General features: G+C 69.8%; 13 protein-coding genes and 2 pseudogenes. 12 read left to right on the top strand and 3 right to left on the bottom strand.

Features of this window, described 5'->3' with window-relative positions:
• The 6 genes and pseudogenes from Q4A20_RS07700 to Q4A20_RS07675 form a co-directional block, all read left to right on the top strand.
• A pseudogene (locus Q4A20_RS07700) lies at nucleotides 1-531 on the top strand (rhamnose isomerase); the annotation flags it as partial.
• Between the two features lie 92 nt (nucleotides 532-623).
• On the top strand, nucleotides 624-2192 hold the full coding sequence (locus Q4A20_RS07695) for a rhamnulokinase family protein (RefSeq protein ID WP_303122051.1): 1569 nt from the start codon (nucleotides 624-626) through the stop codon (nucleotides 2190-2192).
• A gap of 85 nt (nucleotides 2193-2277) precedes the next feature.
• Nucleotides 2278-3420, top strand: coding sequence for an alpha/beta hydrolase (locus tag Q4A20_RS07690; protein WP_303122049.1), 1143 nt, complete (start codon nucleotides 2278-2280; stop codon nucleotides 3418-3420).
• A 133-nt stretch (nucleotides 3421-3553) separates the two neighbouring features.
• Complete coding sequence (locus Q4A20_RS07685; protein ID WP_303122053.1) at nucleotides 3554-4369, top strand: class II aldolase/adducin family protein; 816 nt, start codon at nucleotides 3554-3556, stop codon at nucleotides 4367-4369.
• 215 nt (nucleotides 4370-4584) lie between these two features.
• Nucleotides 4585-6624 (top strand): glycosyl hydrolase, encoded by a 2040-nt coding sequence (locus Q4A20_RS07680; RefSeq protein WP_303122047.1) that lies wholly within the window; start codon nucleotides 4585-4587, stop codon nucleotides 6622-6624.
• Nucleotides 6527-7465, top strand: coding sequence for a hypothetical protein (locus Q4A20_RS07675; protein ID WP_303122046.1), 939 nt, complete (start codon nucleotides 6527-6529; stop codon nucleotides 7463-7465). Before Q4A20_RS07680 ends, Q4A20_RS07675 begins: the two co-directional genes overlap by 98 nt.
• 106 nt (nucleotides 7466-7571) lie before the next feature.
• Here the strand turns inward: Q4A20_RS07675 and Q4A20_RS07670 are convergent, their stop codons facing one another.
• Nucleotides 7572-8597, bottom strand: a complete 1026-nt coding sequence (locus tag Q4A20_RS07670; RefSeq protein ID WP_303122040.1) for a LacI family DNA-binding transcriptional regulator — start codon at nucleotides 8595-8597, stop codon at nucleotides 7572-7574.
• Between the two features lie 201 nt (nucleotides 8598-8798).
• Between Q4A20_RS07670 and Q4A20_RS07665 the strand changes: the two genes are divergently transcribed.
• The 3 genes from Q4A20_RS07665 (at nucleotide 8799) to Q4A20_RS07655 (ending at nucleotide 14346) form a co-directional block, all read left to right on the top strand.
• The gene (locus Q4A20_RS07665; protein ID WP_303122032.1) at nucleotides 8799-9635 is read left to right on the top strand and encodes an MBL fold metallo-hydrolase; all 837 of its coding nucleotides are present in this window, start codon (nucleotides 8799-8801) and stop codon (nucleotides 9633-9635) included.
• Nucleotides 9636-9756: 121 nt separating this feature from the next.
• Nucleotides 9757-11199, top strand: coding sequence for an MFS transporter (locus Q4A20_RS07660; RefSeq protein ID WP_303122025.1), 1443 nt, complete (start codon nucleotides 9757-9759; stop codon nucleotides 11197-11199).
• A gap of 147 nt (nucleotides 11200-11346) precedes the next feature.
• Nucleotides 11347-14346, top strand: a complete 3000-nt coding sequence (locus Q4A20_RS07655) for a family 78 glycoside hydrolase catalytic domain (RefSeq protein WP_303122018.1) — start codon at nucleotides 11347-11349, stop codon at nucleotides 14344-14346.
• A 586-nt stretch (nucleotides 14347-14932) separates the two neighbouring features.
• Here Q4A20_RS07655 and Q4A20_RS07650 read toward each other — a convergent pair.
• Together Q4A20_RS07650 and Q4A20_RS07645 are read right to left on the bottom strand one after the other, a co-directional pair.
• The gene (locus tag Q4A20_RS07650) at nucleotides 14933-16249 is read right to left on the bottom strand and encodes a glycoside hydrolase family 1 protein (protein WP_303122011.1); all 1317 of its coding nucleotides are present in this window, start codon (nucleotides 16247-16249) and stop codon (nucleotides 14933-14935) included.
• A gap of 164 nt (nucleotides 16250-16413) precedes the next feature.
• A complete protein-coding gene (locus Q4A20_RS07645; protein ID WP_303122006.1) occupies nucleotides 16414-17799 on the bottom strand; it encodes an MFS transporter in 1386 nt (461 codons plus the stop codon).
• Nucleotides 17800-18103: 304 nt separating this feature from the next.
• Between Q4A20_RS07645 and Q4A20_RS07640 the strand changes: the two genes are divergently transcribed.
• The 3 genes and pseudogenes from Q4A20_RS07640 to Q4A20_RS07630 all read left to right on the top strand — a co-directional run bounded on the left by Q4A20_RS07640 (nucleotide 18104) and on the right by Q4A20_RS07630 (nucleotide 22787).
• Nucleotides 18104-18712, top strand: coding sequence for a TetR/AcrR family transcriptional regulator (locus Q4A20_RS07640; RefSeq protein ID WP_303121989.1), 609 nt, complete (start codon nucleotides 18104-18106; stop codon nucleotides 18710-18712).
• A 74-nt stretch (nucleotides 18713-18786) separates the two neighbouring features.
• Nucleotides 18787-19566, top strand: a pseudogene (locus tag Q4A20_RS07635) (NADPH-dependent F420 reductase); the annotation flags it as partial.
• Nucleotides 19567-19796: 230 nt separating this feature from the next.
• On the top strand, nucleotides 19797-22787 hold the full coding sequence (locus tag Q4A20_RS07630) for an alpha-L-rhamnosidase (protein ID WP_303121982.1): 2991 nt from the start codon (nucleotides 19797-19799) through the stop codon (nucleotides 22785-22787).
• Nucleotides 22788-22853: the final 66 nt, after the last annotated feature.

Raw genomic sequence — 22853 nt, 5'->3', positions numbered from 1 at the left:
CTCGACACCGGCCACCACGCCCCGGGCACCAACATCGAGTTCATCGTCGCCCAGCTGTTGCGGCTGGGTCGCCTGGGCGCCTTCGACTTCAACTCGCGCTTCTACGCCGACGACGACCTGATCGTGGGCGCCGCCGACCCCTACCAGCTGTTCCGCATCATGAACGAGATCGTCGCCGTCGGGGCGCTCGCCCCCGACTCCGGGGTCAACTTCATGCTCGACCAGTGCCACAACCTGGAGGAGAAGATCCCCGGCGAGATCCGCTCGGCCACCAATGTGCAGGAGGCCACCGCCAAGGCGCTGCTGGTGGACCGCGAGGCGCTCGCCCAGGCGCAGCGCGCCGGTGACGTCCTGGCCGCCAACGACGTGTTCGTCGACGCCTTCAACACCGACGTGCGCCCGCTGCTGGCCGAGCTGCGCGAGTCTCAGGGCCTGGCCCCCGACCCGATGCGGGCCTTCCTGGACTCCGGCTACCTGGACCAGATCCGCGCCGAGCGCGTCGGCGGCACCGCCGCCGGCTGGGGCGCCTGAGCCGCATTCCGAAGGCGGGGCCGGGCACTCCTCCGGGCGCCCGGCCCCGCCACCGCCGTCCTCCCGTCCGCTCCGCGAAAGAGGTTCCGACCATGACTACCGCCCACCCCGTCCACGTCGGGGCCGTCGACCTGGGCGCCTCCTCCGGGCGCGTCATGGTCGGCACCATCGCCGACGGCCGTATCACCCTGACCGAGACCCGCCGCTTCGCCAACGGCCCCATCCCCCTGCCCGGTCCCGACGGCGAGCGCCTGTACTGGGACGTGCTGCATCTGTGGGCGGAGATCCGCGAGGGCCTGCTCACGGCGGTGCGCGACGTCGGTCCCCTCGCCGCCGTCGGCATCGACACCTGGGGGGTAGACTACGGGCTGCTGGCCCCCAGCGGCCTGCTGGCCGGGCAGGTGGCCGCCTACCGCTGCCCGCGCACCCGGGGCGTGCCGGCGGAGGTCTTCGCCGCCATCCCCGCCGCCGAGCTATACGCCGTCAACGGCCTGCAGGTGCAGGACTTCAACACGTTGTTCCAGCTGGTGGCGGCCTCCCGCGACGGCGATCTGCCGCACTCCACCGCACCGGTCGACGACGGCGTCGCCTCTACCGACGACGCCCCGGATCCAGATACCGCCCAGCGCACCATGCTGCTGCTACCAGACCTGCTCACCTACTGGCTCACCGGGAGGCGGATTGCTGAAATCACCAACGCCTCCACCACCGGCCTGGTCGACGCCCGGACACGCACCTGGTCGGCGCCGCTGCTTCAGCGGCTGCACACCGAACTCGGTGTGGGCCTGGAAGGCGTGCTCCCCGGCATCGTGGAGCCGGGCACCGTGGTCGGACCGGTGCGCCGCGACGTCGTCGACCTCTTCGGCCCGGACGGTGCCCCGACACCGGTGGTCGCCGTCGGCTCCCACGACACCGCCTCCGCGGTCGCGGCCGTGCCCGCGGCCGGAGACGGCTTCGCCTACATCTCCTGCGGAACCTGGTCACTGGTGGGCCTGGAACTGGACGCGCCAGTGCTCAGCGAGGCCTCCAGACTGGCCAACTTCACCAACGAGCTCGGGGTGGACGGCACCGTGCGCTACTTGAAGAACGTCATGGGGCTGTGGGTGTTCAACGAGGCCGTACGCACCTGGCGCCAGCAGGGCCTGGAGCTCTCCTACCGGGAGCTCGACGCGGCCGCCGAGGCGGCCGAGCCGCTGCGCACCGTCGTCGACATCAACGACCCGGCGTTCTTCGACCCCGGAGACATGGCCGCCCGCATTGACGCCTTCGCCATCAGCACCGGCCAACCGCGACCGCGCAGCGTCGGCGAGTACGTGCGCTGCATCGACGACTCCCTGGCCCTGGCCTACCGCCGCGCCGTACGCGAGGCCACGGAGCTGTCCGGCAAGCAGGTCGACGTACTGCACATGGTCGGCGGCGGCATCAGCAACCGGCTGCTGTGCCAACTGGCCGCCGACGCCACCGGGCTGCCAGTTGTAGCCGGGCCCGCCGAGGGAACCGCCTTGGGAAACCTGGTCGTTGCCGCCCGCGGCGCGGGCCTGATCGAGGGAGATCTGACGGCGCTGCGGCAGCTGGTGCGCAACTCCTCAGACATCACCGAGTACACCCCCTCCGCGGCCGCCGCCGGTTGGGACACCGCCGAACGACAGCTGTTCAGCTGACGCCGACGCCACCACTACACATCCCCGAGCACCGCCCGCGCGCCCCGCTCACCCACCCCATCAGCCAAGTCCACGGAGAAGACTCATGACCGACTCTCCCGCCGTCACCCCACCCACGCCACAGCCCACCGCCACCCGCGACGGCGTGCCCGTCGCTCCCCTGGCGGGCGGCTTCCTGCCGCCCTATGCCGAGCGAGTGCACCTGATCGCCGACTTCCCGGCGCCGCGCGCCGAGGATCTGGCCGCAGCCGACCCCCAGGCGGCAGCCGGTGCGCCCTTCGCCGGCGAGGCCCTGGCCGCAATGGAGGCCTGGGAAGCACCCTTCGGCGAGCCCGAACCAACCCACGCTGTCGTGGAAGACCGTAAACTGCCGGGCCCACACGGACCGATCCCCGTGCGCGTCTACCGCCCCGAACCCGGCTGGAATCCGCCCACCCCCTCACCGGCCACGGAATCGGGCCTGCACGCCGGGCTGGTGTGGTACCACGGTGGCGCCTTCCTGGGCGGGGATCTGGACATGCCGGAGGCCGACGCCGTCGCCCGAGGCCTGGCCACCCGCACCGGGGCGTGCGTCGTCTCGGTCTTCTACCGGCTGTGCACCGGCGGCATCCACTACCCGATCCCGCACGACGACGCCTACGCCGCCTACCGGTGGGTGCGTGAGCACGCCTCCGAACTCGGCATTGATGCGGCTCGCATCGCTGTCGGCGGTGCGAGTGCGGGCGGGAACCTGGCCGCCGGGGTGACGCTGCACGGCATCGACGAGGCAGCCGATCCCTGGCAGGCCCTACTCGCCTACCCGGTGGCCCACGGCGGGCGCTGGCCCGCCCCCAGCCCGGAGCTGGCAGCCCGCCTGGGGCAGATGCCGCAGATCCTGCGTTTCCCCGCCGACATGACGGCGGCAATGAACGCCAACTACCTCGGGGCCCCCGTACCGACCGGCACCGCGGTAGACGACGCTGCCGCCATTCCCGCCTACGCCTTCCCCGGGGACGTGCCTGAGGCCTCCCGTCTGGCGGGCTGGCCGGCCACCTACATAGAGAACTGCGAGAACGACGACCTGCGCGCCTCCGGTGAGGCTTTCGCCCGCCAACTGCGGCAGGCGGGGGCCGACGTCGAGGTGCTCACCTGCGCGGGTGTGCCCCACGGGCACCTCAACGCCGTCGGCTCACCGCTGACCGCCGCCAGCCTGGACCGCTTCGCGGCCCGGCTGGCCCGCATTGCCTGAAACCGGCGACACCACGGACGGCGCGCCCAAGGCGGCTCCGCTCAGTCCCACATTCGTCCGCCAACCGCCGGTGCTCCGAACCATCCCCGACTCCATCCAGTAACCATCGGAAAGGACAATCACCGTGACCACCATGCCCCTGTCAGAGATCCTCGCCCAGATGGGCGCCGCCGGGCGCCGCCTTGACCACATGGGCGCCGTCGAGGCCGGCGCCGGCAACATCTCCGTGTCCATACGCGCCTCCGCCGAACAGCTGGGCCTGGCCGATCGCTTCCCGCAGCTCGCCCCCGGCACCGAGTTGCCGCTGCCCGCCCCGGCGCTGGCCGGTCGCACCGTGCTGGTGACCGGCTCGGGCTGCCGCCTGCGTGACGTCGCCGAGTCCCCGGAGGCGAACGTATCCGCCTTCGTCGTGGACGAGGGCGGCGTCACCGGCACCTGGTACACCCACCCCGACCGCGCCTACGTGCGCCCCACCAGCGAGTTCAACTCCCACCTGGCGGTCCACAACGACCAGGTGGCGCGCCGCGGTGTGGACTTCCAGGCCGTCATCCACGCCCAGCCGCCCTACCTGGTGCAGCTCTCCCACATCAAAGACATCCGCAACACAGCGGACTTCAACCGCCGCATCCTGCGCTGGGAGCCGGAGACGATCGTGCAGCTGCCCCAGGGCATTGAGGTGCTCGACTTCATGGTGCCCGGATCGGCCACCCTCATGGAGAACAATGTGCGCGCCCTGCGCGACCACGTGATTGTGCTGTGGGCCAAGCACGGCATCATGGTTCGCTCCGACGTCGCCCCCCTGGCCGCCGTGGATAAGGTCGAGTATGCGGAGACCGGCGCCATGTACGAGGTCCGCGACATCATGGCCGGCGGCCTGGGTGAGGGCGTCACCGACGCCGAGCTGCGCGCCGTGGTGGAGGCCTTCAACGTCGACACCGATCTGATCTAGCCCCCTCTTCCACCGAGGTCGGTAGATCTTACGTACCGAGGTCGGTAGATCTTACGTACCCAGATCGCCCGGAATCGGCACAAACGATGATCAGCGCCCTCGACACCAAACAGGAACCGCACGATTCCAACGGTCCACAATCGGCGTTTCCGCGTCACATGAGCGTTTGTGCCGATTCCAGGCAGTTTTCCTAGTGTGCTTCAAAGGAGAATCCCGTGAACCAGACCGCCACAACACCCACGCTGGACGCGCTACGCGCCGCCATTGCCGAGCCACCCATCGAGTACCGCCCGGAGTTGCGCTGGTGGCTGGCCGCGGGACTACACACCAACGCCACCATCAGCCGTGAGATCGCCGCAGCCCATCGCCTCGGCTTCGGCGGCATGGAGTTCCTGGCCATGCCGGAGGAGAACGTCGACTCCTCCTGTTACGGCTGGGGCAGCGAGGAGTGGACCCACGACTCCCACACGGTCGTCGCCGAGACCACCGCCCGGGGCATGTCCTTCTCCTTCACCTCCGGCACCAATTGGTCCAACGCCAACCTACCCACCATCACGCCGGACGACCCCGCCGCCTCTCAAGAACTCGACGTCGAGTACGAGGACGTTCGTGGACGTCGCACCGGCCTGCTGCCGCGCATCGACCTGGGCGCAGACCGCGGCGAGGGCGGTCTGCCGGGGTCCCGGATCGCCCCGAGGCGGCAGCACCTGGTGGCCGTCGTGGCCGCCGTGATCGTCGACTCCGGCACGGCCGCCTCCACCGACGTGAAAGTCATCGACGTCGGCACCCTCATCGACCTGACTCCCCTCGTCACCGGCAACGAGGGCACCGAGGCGCTGGAATGGAGAACCCCGGACGCACGCGACTGGCGGCTGTTCGTGTTCTGGATGCACGGGACCGGGCAGACCGCGAGCCCCTCAGCAAGCGTGAATTACACGGTCAACTACCTGGATCGTGACGGCGTCGACGCCGTGATCGACTACTGGCGCGAGGTCATCCTCACCGACTCCCTCAAGGCGCATATCGCCCGCAACCCGCGCGCCCAGATGTACATGGACTCCCTCGAGCTGAACACCTGGGGCGAGGGCGGCATGTTCTGGGGGCGCTGCGTCCCGGAGGAGTTCCGCGCACGCCGCGGCTACGACGTCACCCCCTGGCTGCCCCTACTGGTGCGCTCCGCACCCCTGATGGCGGTTTCCACCCGGTACCGTTTCGAACCCGAAGCCGCCTACGCCACCGAGGTCGCCAAGGTCCGCCACGACTACGTGGCCACCCTCACCGACCTGTACATCGAGCACATGCTCCAGCCCTTCGCCGACTTCCTGCACGAGGAGGGCATCACGCTGCGTGCCGAGATCTCCTACGGGCTGCCCTTCGAGCTGACCCGCCCAGGAGTGGCCGTGGATGGCATCGAGACCGAGTCCCTGGAGTTCGGCTCCCAGATCGACGCCTACCGGCTCATGGCGGGTCCGGCGCACCTGTTGGGCAAGCAGTACTCCTCCGAGACCGGGGCGACCACGCGCAACCACATGTTGCCCCACCGCTTCTACGACCAGATCATCAACACGCAGCTGGCGGCCGGCATCACCAAGACCGTCCTGCACGGCTGGTCCAGTCCCGCCGGCGCCGAGGGCAGCACCGAGTGGCCCGGCCATGAGGGCATGCTGCCCATGTTCTCCGAACGCTTCGACACGCGTCAGCCCGCCGCCGAGTTCTATCCGCTGTGGAACCGGGCCATCGGCCGCGTGCAGCAGGTGCTGCGTCGGGGCCGGCCGCGCATCGACGTCGGCATCCTGCGCACCGACCACTTCACGGACAATTCCTCCGGCATGATGTTTTACGACGGCGAGCGCCGTATTCCGGACGAGGTCGCCTACGGGCGCAGGTGGATGCGGGACCGGGACAATCACTGGTGGCGCGACTTGGGCATGCAGGACGCCGGCTGGGGGTACGAGTTCTTCGATGGCTCGCTGCTGCTGCGCGAAGACGTGGTCTTCGCCGACGGCGTCGTTCAGCCCGACGGGCCCGGCTACCAGGCCCTGATCGTCTACCAGGAGGCGCTCGACGCCGACGTCGCCGCCCGGCTGCTCGAATGGGCGCGACGCCGAGCTGGCCGCAACCATGGCGGCCCTGAAGATGCTGCCGAGCGTTGCCGAAGTGGACGACCCTGCCCGTACCGTGGGGGCGCTGCGCGCACTGGGAGTGACCGGCTACCACGAGTTCGCCGTCCCGAACCAGAACCTGCTCGCCTATGAGCGCATTGACGGGGACCTGACCCATGTGTACGTCTACCACTTCCTGTACGAAACCGGAGAGCCGACTCGCGTGAACATCAAGATTCCCGGCTCGGGAATCGCCTACCGGCTGGACCCGTGGAGCGGCCGGTTCCACGAACTTGGCGACGCTCATACCGAGCCGATCGGACCCGAGCACTCGAACGTCACCATAGTCCCGGTCCGCCTGCGTCCGGGCGAAGCCGCCATCATCACACTCGACCGCTCCGCCGGATACTCCCTGGGCGAGTCCGGAACGGTGCCGTCAGTGGTTGCCGAGCTGCCCCACTGGGACATCACGGTGGAGTCCTGGGACGCCGGTGAGGATCAGCTGATCGAGGAGAACCGCGGCTTGGGCTACGTGACCCGCGAGGTGCGTCCTACCACCGCAGTCACCCGCCTGCGCGCCGACGCCGGCGCGCTGGCGCCGTGGAAGAACCTGGACGGCGTCGGCCCGGAGGTATCCGGCGTGGGCGAGTACCGCACCACGCTCGTCCTCGAGGCGGTGCCGGCAGGCCGCCTGGTCCTGGACCTGGGCGACGTGTGCGGCGGCCTGGGATCGGTGTCGGTCAACGGCTGCGCACCGGTCGGCTTCGACACCTCCGCCCCGCGCGTGGACGTGACCGGGCTGCTGCGTGCGGGCGGCAACGACGTCGTCGTACGCGTGTCCTCCGCGCTGTCCAACCGGCTCAAGGCCCGCGGCTACTACGACCACATCCCCGACGTTTCGGCGCTGCTCAACGGTCTGCCGTACCGGCCGCACGACGTGCCGGTGCGCGACTACGGCCTGGCCGGTCCGGTCCGCCTACTCGTCGAGAACTGAGGTTCGCGCGGCGTTCCCCCTGCGAGTCGGGACGGCGCGCGCACCGACTCCCGGACGCCGCCACTTCTACCGATCTCGGCATGTAACTTCTACCGATCTCGGCGGGTCAGGGAGTCGGGGAAGCGGGGACGCGGGGTGCGGGAACGGTGCCCCGCTCGACGACCCGTGCCAGCGTGGCAGGTGCGTCGGGCGGCTCCGTTCCGTCCAGCACCGCGCGTGCGCGGGCCGCCAGGTACCTCGCGAAGGCCACCATGTCGGGGGCGACCGTGGTCAGCGGCGGGTCGAGGAACCTGCCCAGCACCTCGTCATCCGCCCCGATCACGGCCAGCTCGTCGGGCACGCGCAGTCCCGCGCTTCTGGCCGCGGCCACCGCCAGGCCGGCGTGCAGGTCGTTGAAGCAGACCACGGCGTCGGTCCCGGCCTCCACCCATCCGCGCAGGACACCTGCGAACTCGGCGATCGCGTCCTCGTTCAACTGTCCGACGGCGTGCTCATGCGGAGCGGGCAGTCCCGTCCGCTCGCAGGCCGCCAGTACCTCCTCACGACGGGAGGCGACCAGTGCCCCGAGCCCGGGCAGGCGGGTGCTCAGATAGGCGGGGCGGCGCAGGCCGTGAGCCACCAGGTACTGCACCTGCAGCCGGGGCATGCGGCCGAGGACCAGATCGGCCAGCGGCCGCCCCCGCTCGTCGCGGTCCACCAGGGCCGCCCCCACCGCGGCTACCGCCTCCGCCTCAGCCTCCTCCAGGCCCGCCGGGGCGATGACGAGCGCCGGATCGACATGCCCGAGCACGCCCGTCAGGGACGCGTCCGAGCCGCAGGAGACCAGCGTCATTCCCCAAGAATCGACCTCACGCGCTAGGGCGTCGCGCAGCAGCCCCGCCAAGGAACCGAGCTGTAGTACCTCCTGACCCCGGGAGGGGATACGGCCGGAATCGCGCAGGAGGACGATCCGGGACCGCCCCGAGCCGAGTGCGGTGGCGGCGGCGGACGGGACGTAGCCGAGTTCACGGGCGGCGGCCAGGACGCGCTCCCGAGTCTGTTCGGAGATGGTCTTGTCCGCGCGACGGTTGAGGACGTAGCTGACGGTGGCGCGAGAGACGCCGGCACGCCTAGCCACATCGCTGCTGAGCACCCGCCCCATCTGCACCCCAATCCGCTCACCTGGAGACCGGCATCGAGCCGAGACGTCACTGAGGCCTGAACGGCTGCCGGAACCGCCGACCAGCCGCGACCTGTTTTTGACCCCACACTTGCGCTCGGTCGGCCTACAGTCTATCGTGAGCTTGAAGGTTACTCGTGTAACCTATTGCTGTCACTCAGATTGGAACGAATCATGGAGGATTCATCCAGGGGCGTCCCGCCCGAGTTCACCGCCTCCCCCGTCAGCGCCCACGTGACGCGTATCCATGGCCCCTACGACGTGCTCATGTACCTGGTGACCGGACGCGAGCGGGCACTGCTGGTGGACACCGGCTACGGCGTGGGCGACCTGGCCGCATTCGTCGCCTCACTGACCGACCTGCCGCTGACCGTGGTGCTCACCCACGGGCACGTCGACCACGCCTTCGGCGCCTCCCAGTTCGCGGACGTGCGCATGCATCCGGCCGATCTGCCCGTGCTGGCCGCGCACCAGTCCAAGTCCCGTCAGGTTCACGCCGACGCCGTCGCCGACGGGCGCGCGGTGTTCTTAGCCCCCAAGGTGGACCCCTCCCGCTTGGCCCCGCTCAGCGTGGGTAAGCACCTGGAACTCGGCGGACTCACGGTCACGGTACTGGGCGCGCCGGGTCACACCCCCGGCTCGGTGGCGCTACTGGTTCAAGAGGAACGCCTGCTCATCACCGGCGACGCCGCCAACCAGTTCACCTTCCTGTTCCTGCCCGAGTCCTCCACACTGACGCAGTACGTCGATGCCCTGCGCGACCTTGAGGCGCGCACCGCCGGCGCCTACGACCGCGTGCTCGTCTCCCACGGTCGCGGGGAGATCACCCCCACGGTTCTCGACGATCTGCTGGCCCTGAGCCGCGCCGTCCTCGCGGGAGGCGACGATACCGTCCCCTTCCGCTTCGATGGCGCGGACGCCCGCATCGCCCGCGCCGTCGTGCGCGCCGCGGGTGACGGCCCGCCCGCAGACGATACCCCCAACCTCGTCTACGACCCGCGCCGACTCTGACCCACCCGCCGGACTGCACCGGCAGGCCGCATTCCGCTTCCACCTCCGCATCCATCAACACCGACACTCGGCGCCGCCCCCTTAAGTCCAGATCGCAACCAGTTCAAAGGAGAACACCTCAATGGCGGCATCATTAGCCACACGCCACGACGACCCCGACGCCAGGCTCGGCTGGGTCGAGCGGGTCGGATACGGTTCCGGCCAGTTAGGCATTAACGCCATCAACGGGATACTCGGCTCGTTCCTGACCGTGTACTTCACGAACGTGGCGCTGCTGGACGCGGCCGTGATCTCCAGTATCATCGCCGTCTCCAAACTGTTCGACGGCGTCTCGGACATTATCGTCGGACGCCTCGTCGACCGGACGAAGTCGAAGCTGGGCAAGGCCCGCAGCTGGCTGCTCAGAGTGTGCGTCCCCTTCGCCGTGGCGGTGATGCTGCTGTTCCTGGTGCCGCCGAACTGGCCCGGGGCCGTGAAGTACGTGTACGTGTTCGTCATGTACAACGTGGTCAACGCGGTGTTCATGACCTCGATGCTGGTGCCCTTCTACTCGATGATCTCGCTGATGACGAGGAACTCCTACGAGCGCGGTCTGCTCGGCAATATTCAGCAGATCTTCCAGACGCTCGGGAACGTGATCGTCAACGCCGTGTTCGTGTGGCTGCTCGCCCGCCTCTCCTCCGACGCAGCGAACCCCAACACGCAGCAGGCCTACACCCTGACCATGCTGTGCTTCTGCGCGGCCATGGTGCTGCTGGCGCTCGTAACCGTCTTCACCACGAAGGAGCGCGTGCACGACGACGCGGCGGGCGCCGGGGCCCCGACCTCGTCCCACGGCCCGGGCTTCTGGCTGAGCGTGCAGGCGCTGCTGGCCAACAAGTACTGGGTGATGATGTTCGTGGCCATGCTGGTGATCTTCTTCGCCATCATCTTCAATGCCGTGGGCGGCATCTACTACTGCATGTACGTCTTCTACGACATGACCCAGTACAGCTGGCTGTCCAACTCTATGACCATTGCGCAGTTCGCCATCATGTTCGCCACCCCGCTACTCATGGCCAGGTTCGGCAAGGAGAAGATCTACATCGCCGGCATCGGGATCTCGGCCGTCGGCTATCTGGGATTCGGTCTGCTCGGATTCAGTGTTCCCGCGATGCTCACCTGCAACATTCTCAAGGGCGTCGGCCTGGGCATGGCCGGCGGCATGGCGATGGGAATCGTCGCGGACACGCTGACATACGGTCGACTCCGCAGTGGCGTAGACGCCGTGGGCATGGGGAATGCGGGCGTGTCCGCGGCGCAGAAACTCGGCATGGGGCTGGGAACCGCGGTCTTCGGCTGGGTGCTGTCCGCCTCCGGATTCGACGGCGCCCTGGACCTCGAGGGTCTGCGCCAGCCCGAATCGGTGACCACAGCCATCCAGCTCATATACAACTGGATCCCGTTCGCGATGTTCTTGATCGTGTTCGCGCTGCTGACGACCTCGTTCCGCCTGGAGCGCGACCTGAAGGCGCTGCGCACTCAGAACGACACGAAGGCACCGGTATCGGCGGAGCCCGAGTGATCCCGCCAAGAGCGATGCCCGTAGCGCCCCGCGCCGCCCACGGGTATCCGCACCGGACCGAGTGCGCCTGCACCCGCCCGGATGACATCATGACCTGATCCGCAAGTCCGCCGCCGAACAAATCCCCGCCACCGACGAAGGAGTCCCATGCACACCGCCCCGGCCGATCCCGCGCCCGCGCCCGTCCGTCTGACCGTCGACCACCAGCACGCCCCGCTGAATGTGGCGGTGCCGCGGCCCGTGCTCGCCTGGCAGGTGCCCGGCGAGGTACCAGCGAGCGCCTACGAGGTGCAGGTGCGCCGCCTCGACCCGGCCACCGGCGAGGAGCTGGAGCCGCCGGTGTGGGCCACCGGCCGCGTGGCGGTACCCGACCCGCCCGCCTGCCCCTGGCTGCCCTACGACGGCACGCCGCTCGAATCCGATGCGGACTACGTCTGGCGGGTGCGCGTCTGGACGGGCGGCTCGGCGGCGCCCGGGGCGACGGCGTCGAGCACCCCGGCCCAGGCCGCCGGCCCCACGACGTCGGAAACACCCTCACCCTGGGCCGCCTCCACCTTCTCCACCTCTCTGCTGCAGGCGACCGACGTCGTCGCCCCCTGGGTGGAGCCGACCCAGACGCCGGTGGAGCTGGAGCCGGAGGCCTCCTTCGCCACCCTGTTCGCCCCGCGGGAGCCGGTACCGGCCGGGGAGAAGCTGCATCCGGTCAAGCTGGTGCGCCAGGACCTGCCCCGCGCCGCCGCAGGCACCGCCCCCATCACCCGCGCCCGTCTGTACCTCAGCGCCCAGGGCGTGATCGAGGCGAGCATCGACGGCGTCGAAGTGGGCGACACCGTGCTGGCGCCGGGCTGGACCAGCTACCACACCTACACCGAGTTCGACGTCCACGACGTCACCGCGGCCCTGGCCGATCCCGCCGACGCGCCCCGACCGCATACGCTGGGCCTGCGGCTGGGCGACGGCTGGTTCGCAGGGAGGGCCACCATCACCGGGGAGTCCGGCCAGTACGGCACCCTGCTGCGCGGCTGGTGGCAGCTGTCCATCACCCGCGCCGACGGCACCCGCGAGACCTGGGGACCGGACGCCACCGCCCGCTGCACCGAATCCGGCCCGCTGCGCTACAGCGACATCATGATCGGTGAGAGGCGCGACGACCGGCTGGCGGCGGCCGTCGCCGGCTGGGACTCCCCCGGCTTCGACGCCTCCACCTGGGACCCGGTGCACATCATTCCCGGCGCGCTGCTGGACCCGGCCACCGCCCTGGAGCCCTTCCGCGGCGAACCGGTGCGCCGTCTGCTGGAACTGCCCGCCGTGGAGGTCATCACCACGCCGGCCGGGGAGACGGTGGTGGACTTCGGGCAGGTGATCGCCGGGCGGGTGCGGCTGCGCGCCGTCGGCCCGGCCGGCACCGAGATCACTCTGGAGCACTCCGAGCACCTGGCGGCCGACGGCAACTTCTTCTCCAACGTGCAGGGCCCCAACAAGGACCAGCGCGACCTCTGGGTCCTGGCCGGCACGGGCACGCCGCAGGCCCCCGAGACCTATGAGCCGACCTTCACCTTCCACGGCTTCCGCTACGCGCGGGTGACCGGCTACCCCGGGCAGCTGCACACGCGGGACGCGATCGCCGTCGTCATCGGCTCGGACCTGGAGTCGGCGGGCGACTTCAGCTGCTCCGACGAGCGCCTGAACCGGTTGCACGCCAACACGGTGTGGTCCCAGCGCGCCAACTTCCTGTCCATCCCCACCGACTGCCCGCAGCGGGAGCGCGTCGGCTGGACGGGCGACATCCAGGTCTTCGCCCCGGCCGCCACCAATAACGCCCAGGTGCACACCTTCTTGGCCCGCTGGCTGCGCAACGTGCGCGCCGACCAGCTCGACGACGGCCGCGTGGTCATCATCTCCCCCTTCGCGCCCCGCCAGGCGGCGATGGAGGGGCAGCCCGGCATCGGCGGCGTCACCGCCGCAGCCGGCTGGGGCGACGCGATCATCCGCGTGCCGCTGACCCTGTGGGAGCGCTACGGCGACGTCGATACACTGCGCGCCAACTACCCGGCCATGCAGGCCTGGGTGGAAATGCAGTCGCGGCAGGCCGCCACCGAACTACCTCCCCGCCTGCGCGGCGGCGACTGGGAGGACACCGAGCGCACAGTCGGATGGGAGGCCCTGGATGAGGCCACGGCCGCCCGGCAGCGGCTGCTGTGGAACTCGCGCATGCACTTCGGCGACTGGCTGGCGCCCTCCACCCTGGCCAGTGGGGCACCGGACGCGATCATGGCGGCGCCGCACCTGACCAGCGAATTCGTCGGCGCCGCCTTCCACGCCGAGGCGCTGCGCACCCTCGCCCAAGTGGCGCAGGTCCTCGGGCACTTGGACGACGCGGCCGCCTATCGGGCGCGTTGGGAGGCGGTACGGGCCGCGGTGGCCGCGGAGTACATCGGTGCCGACGGCGCCATGACCCCGGACCTGCAGGGCATGTACGTGCTCGCGCTCGCCTTCGACGTCGTCAGTGCCGACGATCCGGACGTAGGTGCGCGGCGTCGGGCCGTGGCGGACCGGTTGGTGCGGCTCGTGCGCCAGGCGGGCGACCACTTGGACACCGGCTTCCTATCGGTGCCGTTCCTGCTTGATGTGCTGGTCGACTCCGGGAACGCGGATGTGGCCTGGGCGGTGCTCATGCAGGACACGGTGCCGTCGTGGCTGTATGAGGTGGCCGAGGGGGCCACGACGATCTGGGAGTCCTGGGATGCCGTCGCCCCGGACGGGACCGTGGGAGCGATGAGCTTCAACCACTATGCCTTCGGCTGCGTGGACGACTGGCTGTTCCGCCGCCTGGGTGGAATCGCCCCCGCCGAGCCCGGCTACCGGCGGGTGCGGGTGGCGCCGCTGACCGACGGGCCGGTGTCCTGGGCGCGCGCGCACCGCGACACGCCTTTTGGCAGGGTGGAGGTCGCCTGGGAGCGCGTCGACCGGGCGGCGCCGGATGCGAGCAGCGCGGAGGCCGCCGCTGACGCCACAGCCGCGGGGCTCGTAGCCCCCGGCTCTACCGTGCGCTACGAGGTGACCCTGCCGTCCGGCGTCACCGGAGAGCTGGCAACGCCGGCCGGAGTGCGTCGCCTGCCCAGTGGGCGCACGGTGCTGGTCGTGTAACCTACATGAACGCGTCCGGGCGCCGGACCGTACTCGCAAACTGTCGTGCCCGCACAACGTGGCGCAACATGTTGCAAGACGTTACTGCAACCATGACAGACTGCACACCCTCCGGGCTGGATCGGCAGCCGACCGATCGGTATATTTATGGGCGTCGGCAGGAACAGCCTGTCGATCCCGGTCGGGGAACCAGCCGGGAGATTTCAACCGAAAGGAACCGAACATGTTCTTCGACATCGATCTGGCCGTCCGTGCCGCCGCCGCCCGTGAGCGTGAGCTTGAGCGCGCGATTGCCGCCGAGAACGAGCAGCGCTGACAGCAATGCAACACGGTGACCGCCTAATGCGGATCACCCCGCGGGCGCTCCCGCGACGGCCATAAGGCCACGGAGACATCAGGGCGAGGACGATGAGGTCCTCGCCCTTCTTGCTGCCCGCCGCCGCGGCTCCCGGTGACACCGCGCAACCCGAGAACAGGCGCAGCCCCACAGCCCCACAACGACCGACCTCAGTACGTAAGATCAACCGACCTCAGTACGTAAGATCGACCGACCTCGGCGGGGATGCGGGGATGCGGGCCGCTCGCCTCAGTCCCGGCTCAGGCACGCCCCGTTGGACTGGGCGATCTCCCCGAGCACATGGGCGCTGGGCTTGGGAGTGCGCGCCTGGGTGTCCCGGTCGACGGCGATGATGCCGAACTTGGGGCCGTAGCCGAAGATCCATTCGAAGTTGTCCATCGCCGACCAGCACATGTAGCCGCGTACGTCGATGCCGTCGGCGATCGCGGCACCGACCTCACCGATGGCGGTGCGCAGGAAGTCGACCCGCTGTGCGTCATCGGTCGTGTTGAGCCCGTTCTCGGTGACGTAGATGGGCATCTGTACCGCATCCCAGGCTTGACGCACCACGGCGCCGATCGCCCAGGGCCAGATCTCCTCCCCGCCCTGATTGACCACCGCTCCCTCCGCCGGCGGCACCGGACCGTCGGGACCGAGCACGGTGCGATTGTAGGTCTGCAGTCCAACGAAGTCGTCGCCCTCACTCACGCGCAGGTAGCGCAGGTTGTTCTCCTCATTCATGCGCGCCACCCGCTCTTCACCGCCGGGGGCGGCATGGAAGTCGGAGTTGGCCAGGGTCCAGCCGACCTGCATCTCGGGCTTGACCTCCTTGATGGCACGGACGGCGGCCTTGTGAGCGGCGCACTTGATCTCATAGGCCTGCGGCGTGGCCGAGAGTTGGAAGCCGGCGACCTTGTCCGCGGTCGTCCCCAGCGCCCGGGCGGCGCCCTCCCAGGTGGGATTGCCGAGCCGCTGGGCGGGTTCGCGTTCGCACATGCCCATCTCGCCGAGCAGAATGGCGAGGTTGGGCTCGTTCATGGTGCAGGCGATGTCGAACAGGTCGCCCAGCTCCTCGGTGACGCGACGGCAGTAGCGGGCGAACAGCGCGGGGGTGTCGGCGTCCTCCCAGCCGCCGCGGGCGATGAGCCACTGCGGGGAGGTGAAGTGGTGGTAGGTCACCAGTGGGGTGAGTCCGTGCTCGTGGCAGGCGCGCAGCATGTCGCGGTAGTGGGCGATGGCGACGGCGGAGAACTCACCCTCGGCCGGCTCGATGCGGCTCCACTCCAGGGAGAAGCGGTAGGAGTTCAGCCCCAGGGAGGCGAGTAGGGCGATGTCCTCCCGGTAGCGGGTGTAATGGTCGCAGGCGTCTGCCGAGGATTCGGCGTACATGGTGTTCGGTACGTGCTCGTACAGCCAGACGTCGTTGTTGATGTTGCCGCCCTCCACCTGGTGGGAGGCGGTGGCGGTGCCCCACAAGAAGCCCTCGGGGAAGGCGGCGGTGCGGGTGGGCGTCGTGTCGGCCGGCGAGGCCAAGTCGGTTGTGGGCACGGGTGCGGGGGTAGTCATGGCGTGATTGTCTCCGGTTGTTGGCTTTGGATTGGTTGACAGTGTCGCGACGTCTGACAGGCGGGACGCCGCATACGGGGGACGGGCACAAAGGATCGGCGCGCTGCACCGCCGCCGGGGCTGGGCGGCGACCGGCACCGGGCCGACCGCCGCCATCCCTCCGCCTACTTCACGCCCTTGACCAGCGGCATCAGCAGCGCTCCGCCGAGGGCGAGGGCGGCCGCGGTTCCCCACAACAGCGGGTAGTTGTTCGAAGCCGGGCCGAGCAGTGTCGGAGCGACGGCCGGCACGAGGACGTTTCCGAGGTTGAGGGCGAGACCGAAGACGGCCATGTCCTTACCCGCGTCGGCCTCGTTGGGCAGGACCTTGGCACACAGGGCGAGGTCGACCGTGAGGTACATGGGCTGGCCGACGGCGAACACCATCCAGGCGACCGTGAACCCGGTGATGGAGGTGGAGGTGGCGGCGATGATCAAGCCGACCGCCATGATGATGGCGGCGAGGGCGACCAGGGGCCGCAGCATGCCGAGCTTGTCGGAGATCCAGCCGGAGCCGATGAAGACCACAATGGAAACGGGGGCGCTCATGAGCGACAGGTGCCCCGCCTGGGCACCGGCCTGGGCGGGGGTCATATGCAGACCGATAATGAGGTAGAGGACGAAGAACCCGAGGAAGGCGGCCATACCGGCACCGGCGAGGAAGCGGGAGAGCCAGACGATACCGAAGTTCGGGTGCTTGACCGGGTTGACGAACATGTGGGCGAACATGTCGAGAGTGCCCCCCTGCGGGATCTCCTCGCGGCTGTGCTGCGGGTCCTTGTAGAGGAGCAGGAGCGGCAGGGCGCAGATGATCGCAAGCGTAGGGGGCACGGTCATGAGCAGGATCGTGGAGATGTCCACGAGGGCACCGGCGATGTAGGAGCCGGCGCTCATGGCGAGTGCTCCGCACAGGCCCATGAAACCCATGATGCGTCCGCGCATGTTGCCGGGGACGCCCTCGACGGGGATGACGGAGTAGGCGTTGAAGCCGGCCTGGGCCGAGGCGATACCGATGATGTAAGCGGCGATGATGACGACGGAGCTGGTGGTTGAACCAATGATGAAGAAGCACAGGAAGGCTACGAGGTAGCCGCCGACGATCCAGGGACGCCGGCGTCCCAGGCGCGAGAGCGTGCGGTCACTGAGCGCTCCAACGATCGGGACGACCGCGAGCATGAGCAGAGCGGACAGCGAGGTGGCCCGAGAGTAGACCAGGGTGGCGAGGTCCTCGTCGATGACGCTCAGGCGCAGTTGGAGAGCCGTGCCCATGCCCATCATCATGATGTAGCCGCCGATGGCGGCGATGAGCACCAGCCAGATGGTCTTGCGCGGATTGCCGAACTTCGCGGTGATGCGCGCGACCTCCTCATCCTCCGGTGCATTGGGCTCAATGGGGTCCGCCCCTCCGGGTGCATCGTCAGCGCCGCCCTTGGCGAAGTCGACCTCGACGACGGCGGAGGGGGCGTGGGTGTCATCGGCACCGTCATGCCGAGTAGCGGGTGATGGGGTCATCAATCGTCCTTGAAGTGAAGCCGGCCGCTGTGCCGGCAACGGCGCGCTCGCGGGTCCCGCGGCGCCTGACAGGCAGCAGCGTAACCTAAGTTGCACCATTTTGGTCAAGATCTATGTCACTTCAGTTATGTTTCACCTCTCCCTGTGGAACAGTCCTCGAACCACCTCGCATCCACGCGGACACACCCGGGCCGCCGCATCCCGAAGCCGATCATCTAGGCTTGATACCGGACCCGGCCTCGGCCGTCCGGTCACCTGGTCCATGCGCCCGAGAACAGCAACTTGCCCGGAGATGAGGTTGGCCGTGTCCGACTCAGACGCCGTCGCCCCGCCAGACGGACGCACCCGTTACGCCAATGGGGAGCGACGCCGCGCAGCGATCGTCGACGCCGCCATGGAGGTCTTCGCCGAGCAGGGCTACAACAACCTGTCGCTGCGTCAGATCGCCGAAGCCGTGGGCGTGAGCCACACCCTGCTGCGCCACCATTTCGGCAACAAGGAGAAGCTCCTCGAAGCAGTCCTCATCCGCCGCGAGGAGACCGAAGCCGAGTGGCGCGCCACCCTGTTCGCCGAGCACGGCCTGCTCGAAGCACTCCCCCTGGTCATGGAGCACAACGCCACCATTCCCGGCCTCATCCAGCTGGACACCGTTATGCGCGCCGAGGCGATCAATCCCGAACATCCCGCGCACGACTACGTCGTCGGCCTGGCCCGACGTTTCCGGGCGGCGGTACGCGCCGACCTGGGCAGCGAGCGCGACGCGGGGCGGCTGCGCACAGACATCGATCTGGACCTGGCCGCCATGCAACTGACGGCGCTCATCGAGGGGGTGCAGGTCGAGTGGCTGCTGGACCGCGACGTGGATATGGCGGCCGTGGTGCGCAACTTCGCCGAGCGACTGCGTCATCGCTAGAGCAGCCGACGTCGGAGGCACGCCGGGCCCGATACCGTCACCCACCCTGAGAACACACTCAACCTAAGAGAGGAACACACATGAAGATCGGCATTATCGGAACCGGAAACATCGGCGCCAGCCTCGTGCGCGCATTGAGCGCGGCCGGACATGACGTTGCCGTCGCCAACTCCCGCGGTCCGCAGGCCATTCCTGCCGAGCTGCTCGTCAACGGCGCCCGTCCCGTCACGTCAGCGCAGGCGGTGCAGGACGCCGAGGCGGTCATCCTCTCGGTGCCATTGAGCGCGATCCCCACGCTGACGCCACTCCTGTCCGACCTGCCCGAGGACGCGACCGTCATCGACACCTCGAACTACTACCCGGGGCGAGACGGTGAGGACCTCGTGCCCGCCGGCACGGTTGAGAGCCTGTGGGTGTCTGAGCAGCTCGGACGCCCCGTCGCCAAGGCATGGAACGCCATCGGCTCTGCCTCACTGGCGACCAAGGGCCTCCCCGCCGGAACCCCCGGCCGGATCGCGCTGCCCGTGGCCGCCGACCGGAGCATCGACAAGCAGCGGGCGATGGCCTTGGTGGAGGAGACGGGCTTCGACGCCCACGATGCCGGCTCCCTGGCCGACTCATGGCGCCAGCAGCCGGGTACGCCCGCCTACGGCACCGACCTGACACTCGACTCGCTCCCCGGGGCCCTCGCTCGCGCCGACGCCGAGCGCGCCCCGGAGCGGCGCGACCTGGTGGTTAAGGTGTTCTCGAGCTGGCTCGGCACCGGCACAAACCCGAACGCACAGTGGGGCGTGGGCGTCGCCCGCCTCATCTGTGGCGGTCCCACCGACACCGTCGATCCCGACGAGGCCTGACACGAACCGGACGGTGGGTGTGGGGCGCGTTGGACGACCCCCCCCCCCCCCGCGCAGCCGCCGGCCCCCCCGCCAGGGCCCCGCGGGACACCCCCCCCGCACGCCCAGCCCGCCAGAACCTCCCCGATCTGCCCGCCCGCACGCCCGGAGAGGTTGACGGATCGGAGTTCCGGCGGTTAAACTCCCTACAACTCGTGAAACGATTCAATGACGAGACGGAGCCCACGACCATGCGTAATGCTCAATCCGCCGCCGGCGCACCCACATCGGCAAGCTCATCGGCCAGCAGTCCCAACACCGATCTGCTCACCGCCGCCGCACCCGACATGAGCGACCCGGTCGGCCCGCTCGCCGCCCCAGAGCGGCTGCGCGTGGACCATCATCGCCCCGACAAACCCGTCCTTGGCGGCACCGGCCCCACTCCCGCACTGTCCTGGGAGATACCGGCCGCACCCACCGGCTGGCGCCAGGCCCGCACGGAGATCGAAATCGTCCGCGCGGGCGTCGGCGCGCTCCCCGCCGCCCCGCAGACATTCACCCTGGAAGGCCCCGACTCCCTGTTCGTCCCCTGGCCCGCCCCTCCGCTGGGCTCACGTGAGACCGCCGCCTGGCGGGTGCGCGTAGCCGGGGACGACGGAGCCTGGTCACCCTGGTCGGCGCCGGCCGTCGTCGAGACCGGCCTGCTGGAGCCCGGCGACTGGACCGCCCGCCCCATTACCGCGCCCGGCAACCGGCGCACCGATGCGGCACCGGTCATGGTGCGTCGCATCACTATCCCCGCCGGCACCACCGCCGCCCGCCTGCACCTGACCGCCGGCGGCACCTATGAGGCCTTTATCGACGGCGTCAAGGTCGGTGCGGACGAGCTCGCCCCGGGCTGGACCGAGTACTCCCGGCGCATCCTCGTGCAGAGCCATGACGTGACCACCACGCTGACCCCGGGCGAGCACGAGCTCGCCGTCGTCCTGGGCAATGGCTGGTACCGCGGCCACCTGACCTGGGCGATGCACGAGGCCGTCTACGGACAGGACCTGTGGCTACTGGCCCAGGTGGAGTTGAGCGACGGCGCGACCACCACCGTAGTCGGCACGGATGAGGAGTGGACCTGGCGGCCTTCCAACGTCACCGCCAACGACCTGTACAACGGCCAGTCCACGGACCTGCGCCTGCCCGCGCTGGGCGAGGCTGAGGCGGAGTCCGCCGTCGCCGCCCTCGACCTGCCCGAGGCGGCGCTGGAACCGACCACGCTGCCGCTGCCCACCGTCATCGGCGAGGTGCGGCCCGTGGAGGTCATCACCACGCCGTCGGGCAGGCGCGTCGTGGACCTGGGGCAGAACCTGACCGGTCACGTGCGCCTGGCGGTCGTCGGCGGCGAGGCCGGAGACGTGGTCACCCTGCGCCACGCCGAGGTCCTCGAGCACGGCGAGCTGGGCACGCGCCCACTGCGAAACGCCGAATGCACCGACCGCGTCACCCTGGCCGGAACCGGCACCGTCGAACGGCCCGAGGTCTTCACCCCCACCCTCACCCAGCACGGCTTCCGCTACGTGGACGTGGAGGGCTTCCCCGGCGACGACGACGCCCTGCTCGCCTCCGTGACCGCCCGCGTGGTCTCGGCCGGTATGGAGCGGGCCGCCTGGTTCGCCAGCTCCCAGCCGCTCGTGGACCGACTGGTGGAGAACACCCGCTGGTCCACGATCGACAACTTCATCACCGTGCCCACCGACTGCCCGCAGCGCGACGAGCGCCTGGGCTGGACCGGCGACATCGGCGCCTTCGCCCCCACCTCCCTGAGCCTGTACGACGCCGCCGCATTCCTGAACTCCTGGACGCAGGACCTGGCCGCCGCCCAGACGCCCGACGGCGCCCTGCCGGTGGTCTCCCCCGACGTGCTGGAGGGCAACAAGCTGACCTGCGCGTGGGGCGACGCCATCACCCTGGTGCCCTGGGCGGTCTACGAGGCCACCGGGAACCCGGCCGTGCTGGCGGCGAGCGTGGAGGCGATGAGTTGCTTCGTCGACGGCGTCGACGCCGTGGCCGGGGCCTCCCACCTGTGGCGGGGCGGCTTCCAGTTCGGCGACTGGCTGGACCCCGACGCGCCGCCGGAGGAGCCGGCCGCTGCCAAGGCCGACCCGGATGTGGTGGCCACCGCCTACTTCGCCCGCAGCGCCGCCATCACCGCTCGCGCCTGGGCGGTCCTCGGCGACGCCGAGCGTGCCGCCCACTACGAGGCGCTGGCCGCGAGCGTGCGGGAGGCCTACCTGGACGCCTACGTCACCGCCGACGGGCTGATCCTGTCCGACTGCGCCACCGTCTACGCCCAGGCACTCGCCTGGGACCTGCTGGACACGCCGCGGCGCGTGAACGGGGCCGGACAGCGCCTGGCCGACCTGGTGCGGCTGCGGTCCTTCCGGATCTCCACCGGCTTCGTCGGCACCCCACTGGTGCCGGCCGCACTGGTCAAGGGCGGCCAGGCCGCCACGGCCTCCCGGCTCGTGCTGGAGCGGGAGTGCCCCAGCTGGCTGTACCCGGTGACCATGGGGGCCACCACCATCTGGGAGCGCTGGGACTCCATGCTTCCCAACGGGGACATCAACCCCGGGGAGATGACCAGCTTCAACCACTACGCCCTGGGCGCCGTCACCCAGTGGCTGATCACCGACCTGGCGGGCCTGGACGTCGTCGGCGCCGGCGGCCGGGCGCTGCGAGTGGCCCCGCAGGTGGGGCACGGCTTCACCTCCGCGAGCGTGGTGCGGCGGCTGCCGCTGGGCACCGCCCGCACCGCCTGGGAGATCGACGGCGACGTGCTGCACGTGAGCGTGCAGGTGCCGGTGGGGGCGAGTGCCGAGCTGGTGCTGCCCGGCGCCGCGCCGGAGACGCTCGGGCACGGCGTGCACGAGCGCACGGCGAGCTTGCCCGAGCAGCTGCGCGACGGCGGTCGAACGATCCGCACGGTGCGGGACCTCATGGACGATGACGCGGCCTGGGCGCGCGTGGTGGAGGCGGTGGCCGGCAAGCACGGCGCCTACATGGCCGACCCGGCCGCCACTCTCACCGGCTTCCTCACCCACGAGCTCGACTCGACCGCGCGAATCGTTCCCTGGGCCGCCACCGTATACGGCTTCGCCCCCGGGATGGAGACGATGCAGCAGGCGCTGGATGCCGTGATCGCGGAGGTGGCGCCGGACGCGCCGAAGGTCCCCTCCGCCCAGCGCGGCTGAGCCCCCGCCACCCCCTCCGCCCCTCCGCCGAGGTCGGTAGATCTTACGTACCGAGGTCGGTAGATA

It is taken from the genome of Actinomyces sp., from assembly GCF_030530635.1.
Classification (GTDB): Bacteria; Actinomycetota; Actinomycetes; order Actinomycetales; family Actinomycetaceae; genus Actinomyces.
This window is presented reverse-complemented; position numbering and strand designations above follow the sequence as displayed.

Bases quoted from the DNA above. Each gene is read 5' to 3' on its own strand.
- Q4A20_RS07695 (WP_303122051.1), top strand. From the start codon at position 624: ATGACTACCGCCCACCCCGTCCACGTCGGGGCCGTCGACCTGGGCGCC.
- Q4A20_RS07690 (WP_303122049.1), top strand. From the start codon at position 2,278: ATGACCGACTCTCCCGCCGTCACCCCACCCACGCCACAGCCCACCGCC.
- Q4A20_RS07685 (WP_303122053.1), top strand. From the start codon at position 3,554: ATGCCCCTGTCAGAGATCCTCGCCCAGATGGGCGCCGCCGGGCGCCGC.
- Q4A20_RS07665 (WP_303122032.1), top strand. From the start codon at position 8,799: ATGGAGGATTCATCCAGGGGCGTCCCGCCCGAGTTCACCGCCTCCCCC.
- Q4A20_RS07660 (WP_303122025.1), top strand. From the start codon at position 9,757: ATGGCGGCATCATTAGCCACACGCCACGACGACCCCGACGCCAGGCTC.
- Q4A20_RS07655 (WP_303122018.1), top strand. From the start codon at position 11,347: ATGCACACCGCCCCGGCCGATCCCGCGCCCGCGCCCGTCCGTCTGACC.
- Q4A20_RS07650 (WP_303122011.1), bottom strand. From the start codon at position 16,249: ATGACTACCCCCGCACCCGTGCCCACAACCGACTTGGCCTCGCCGGCC.
- Q4A20_RS07645 (WP_303122006.1), bottom strand. From the start codon at position 17,799: ATGACCCCATCACCCGCTACTCGGCATGACGGTGCCGATGACACCCAC.
- Q4A20_RS07630 (WP_303121982.1), top strand. From the start codon at position 19,797: ATGCGTAATGCTCAATCCGCCGCCGGCGCACCCACATCGGCAAGCTCA.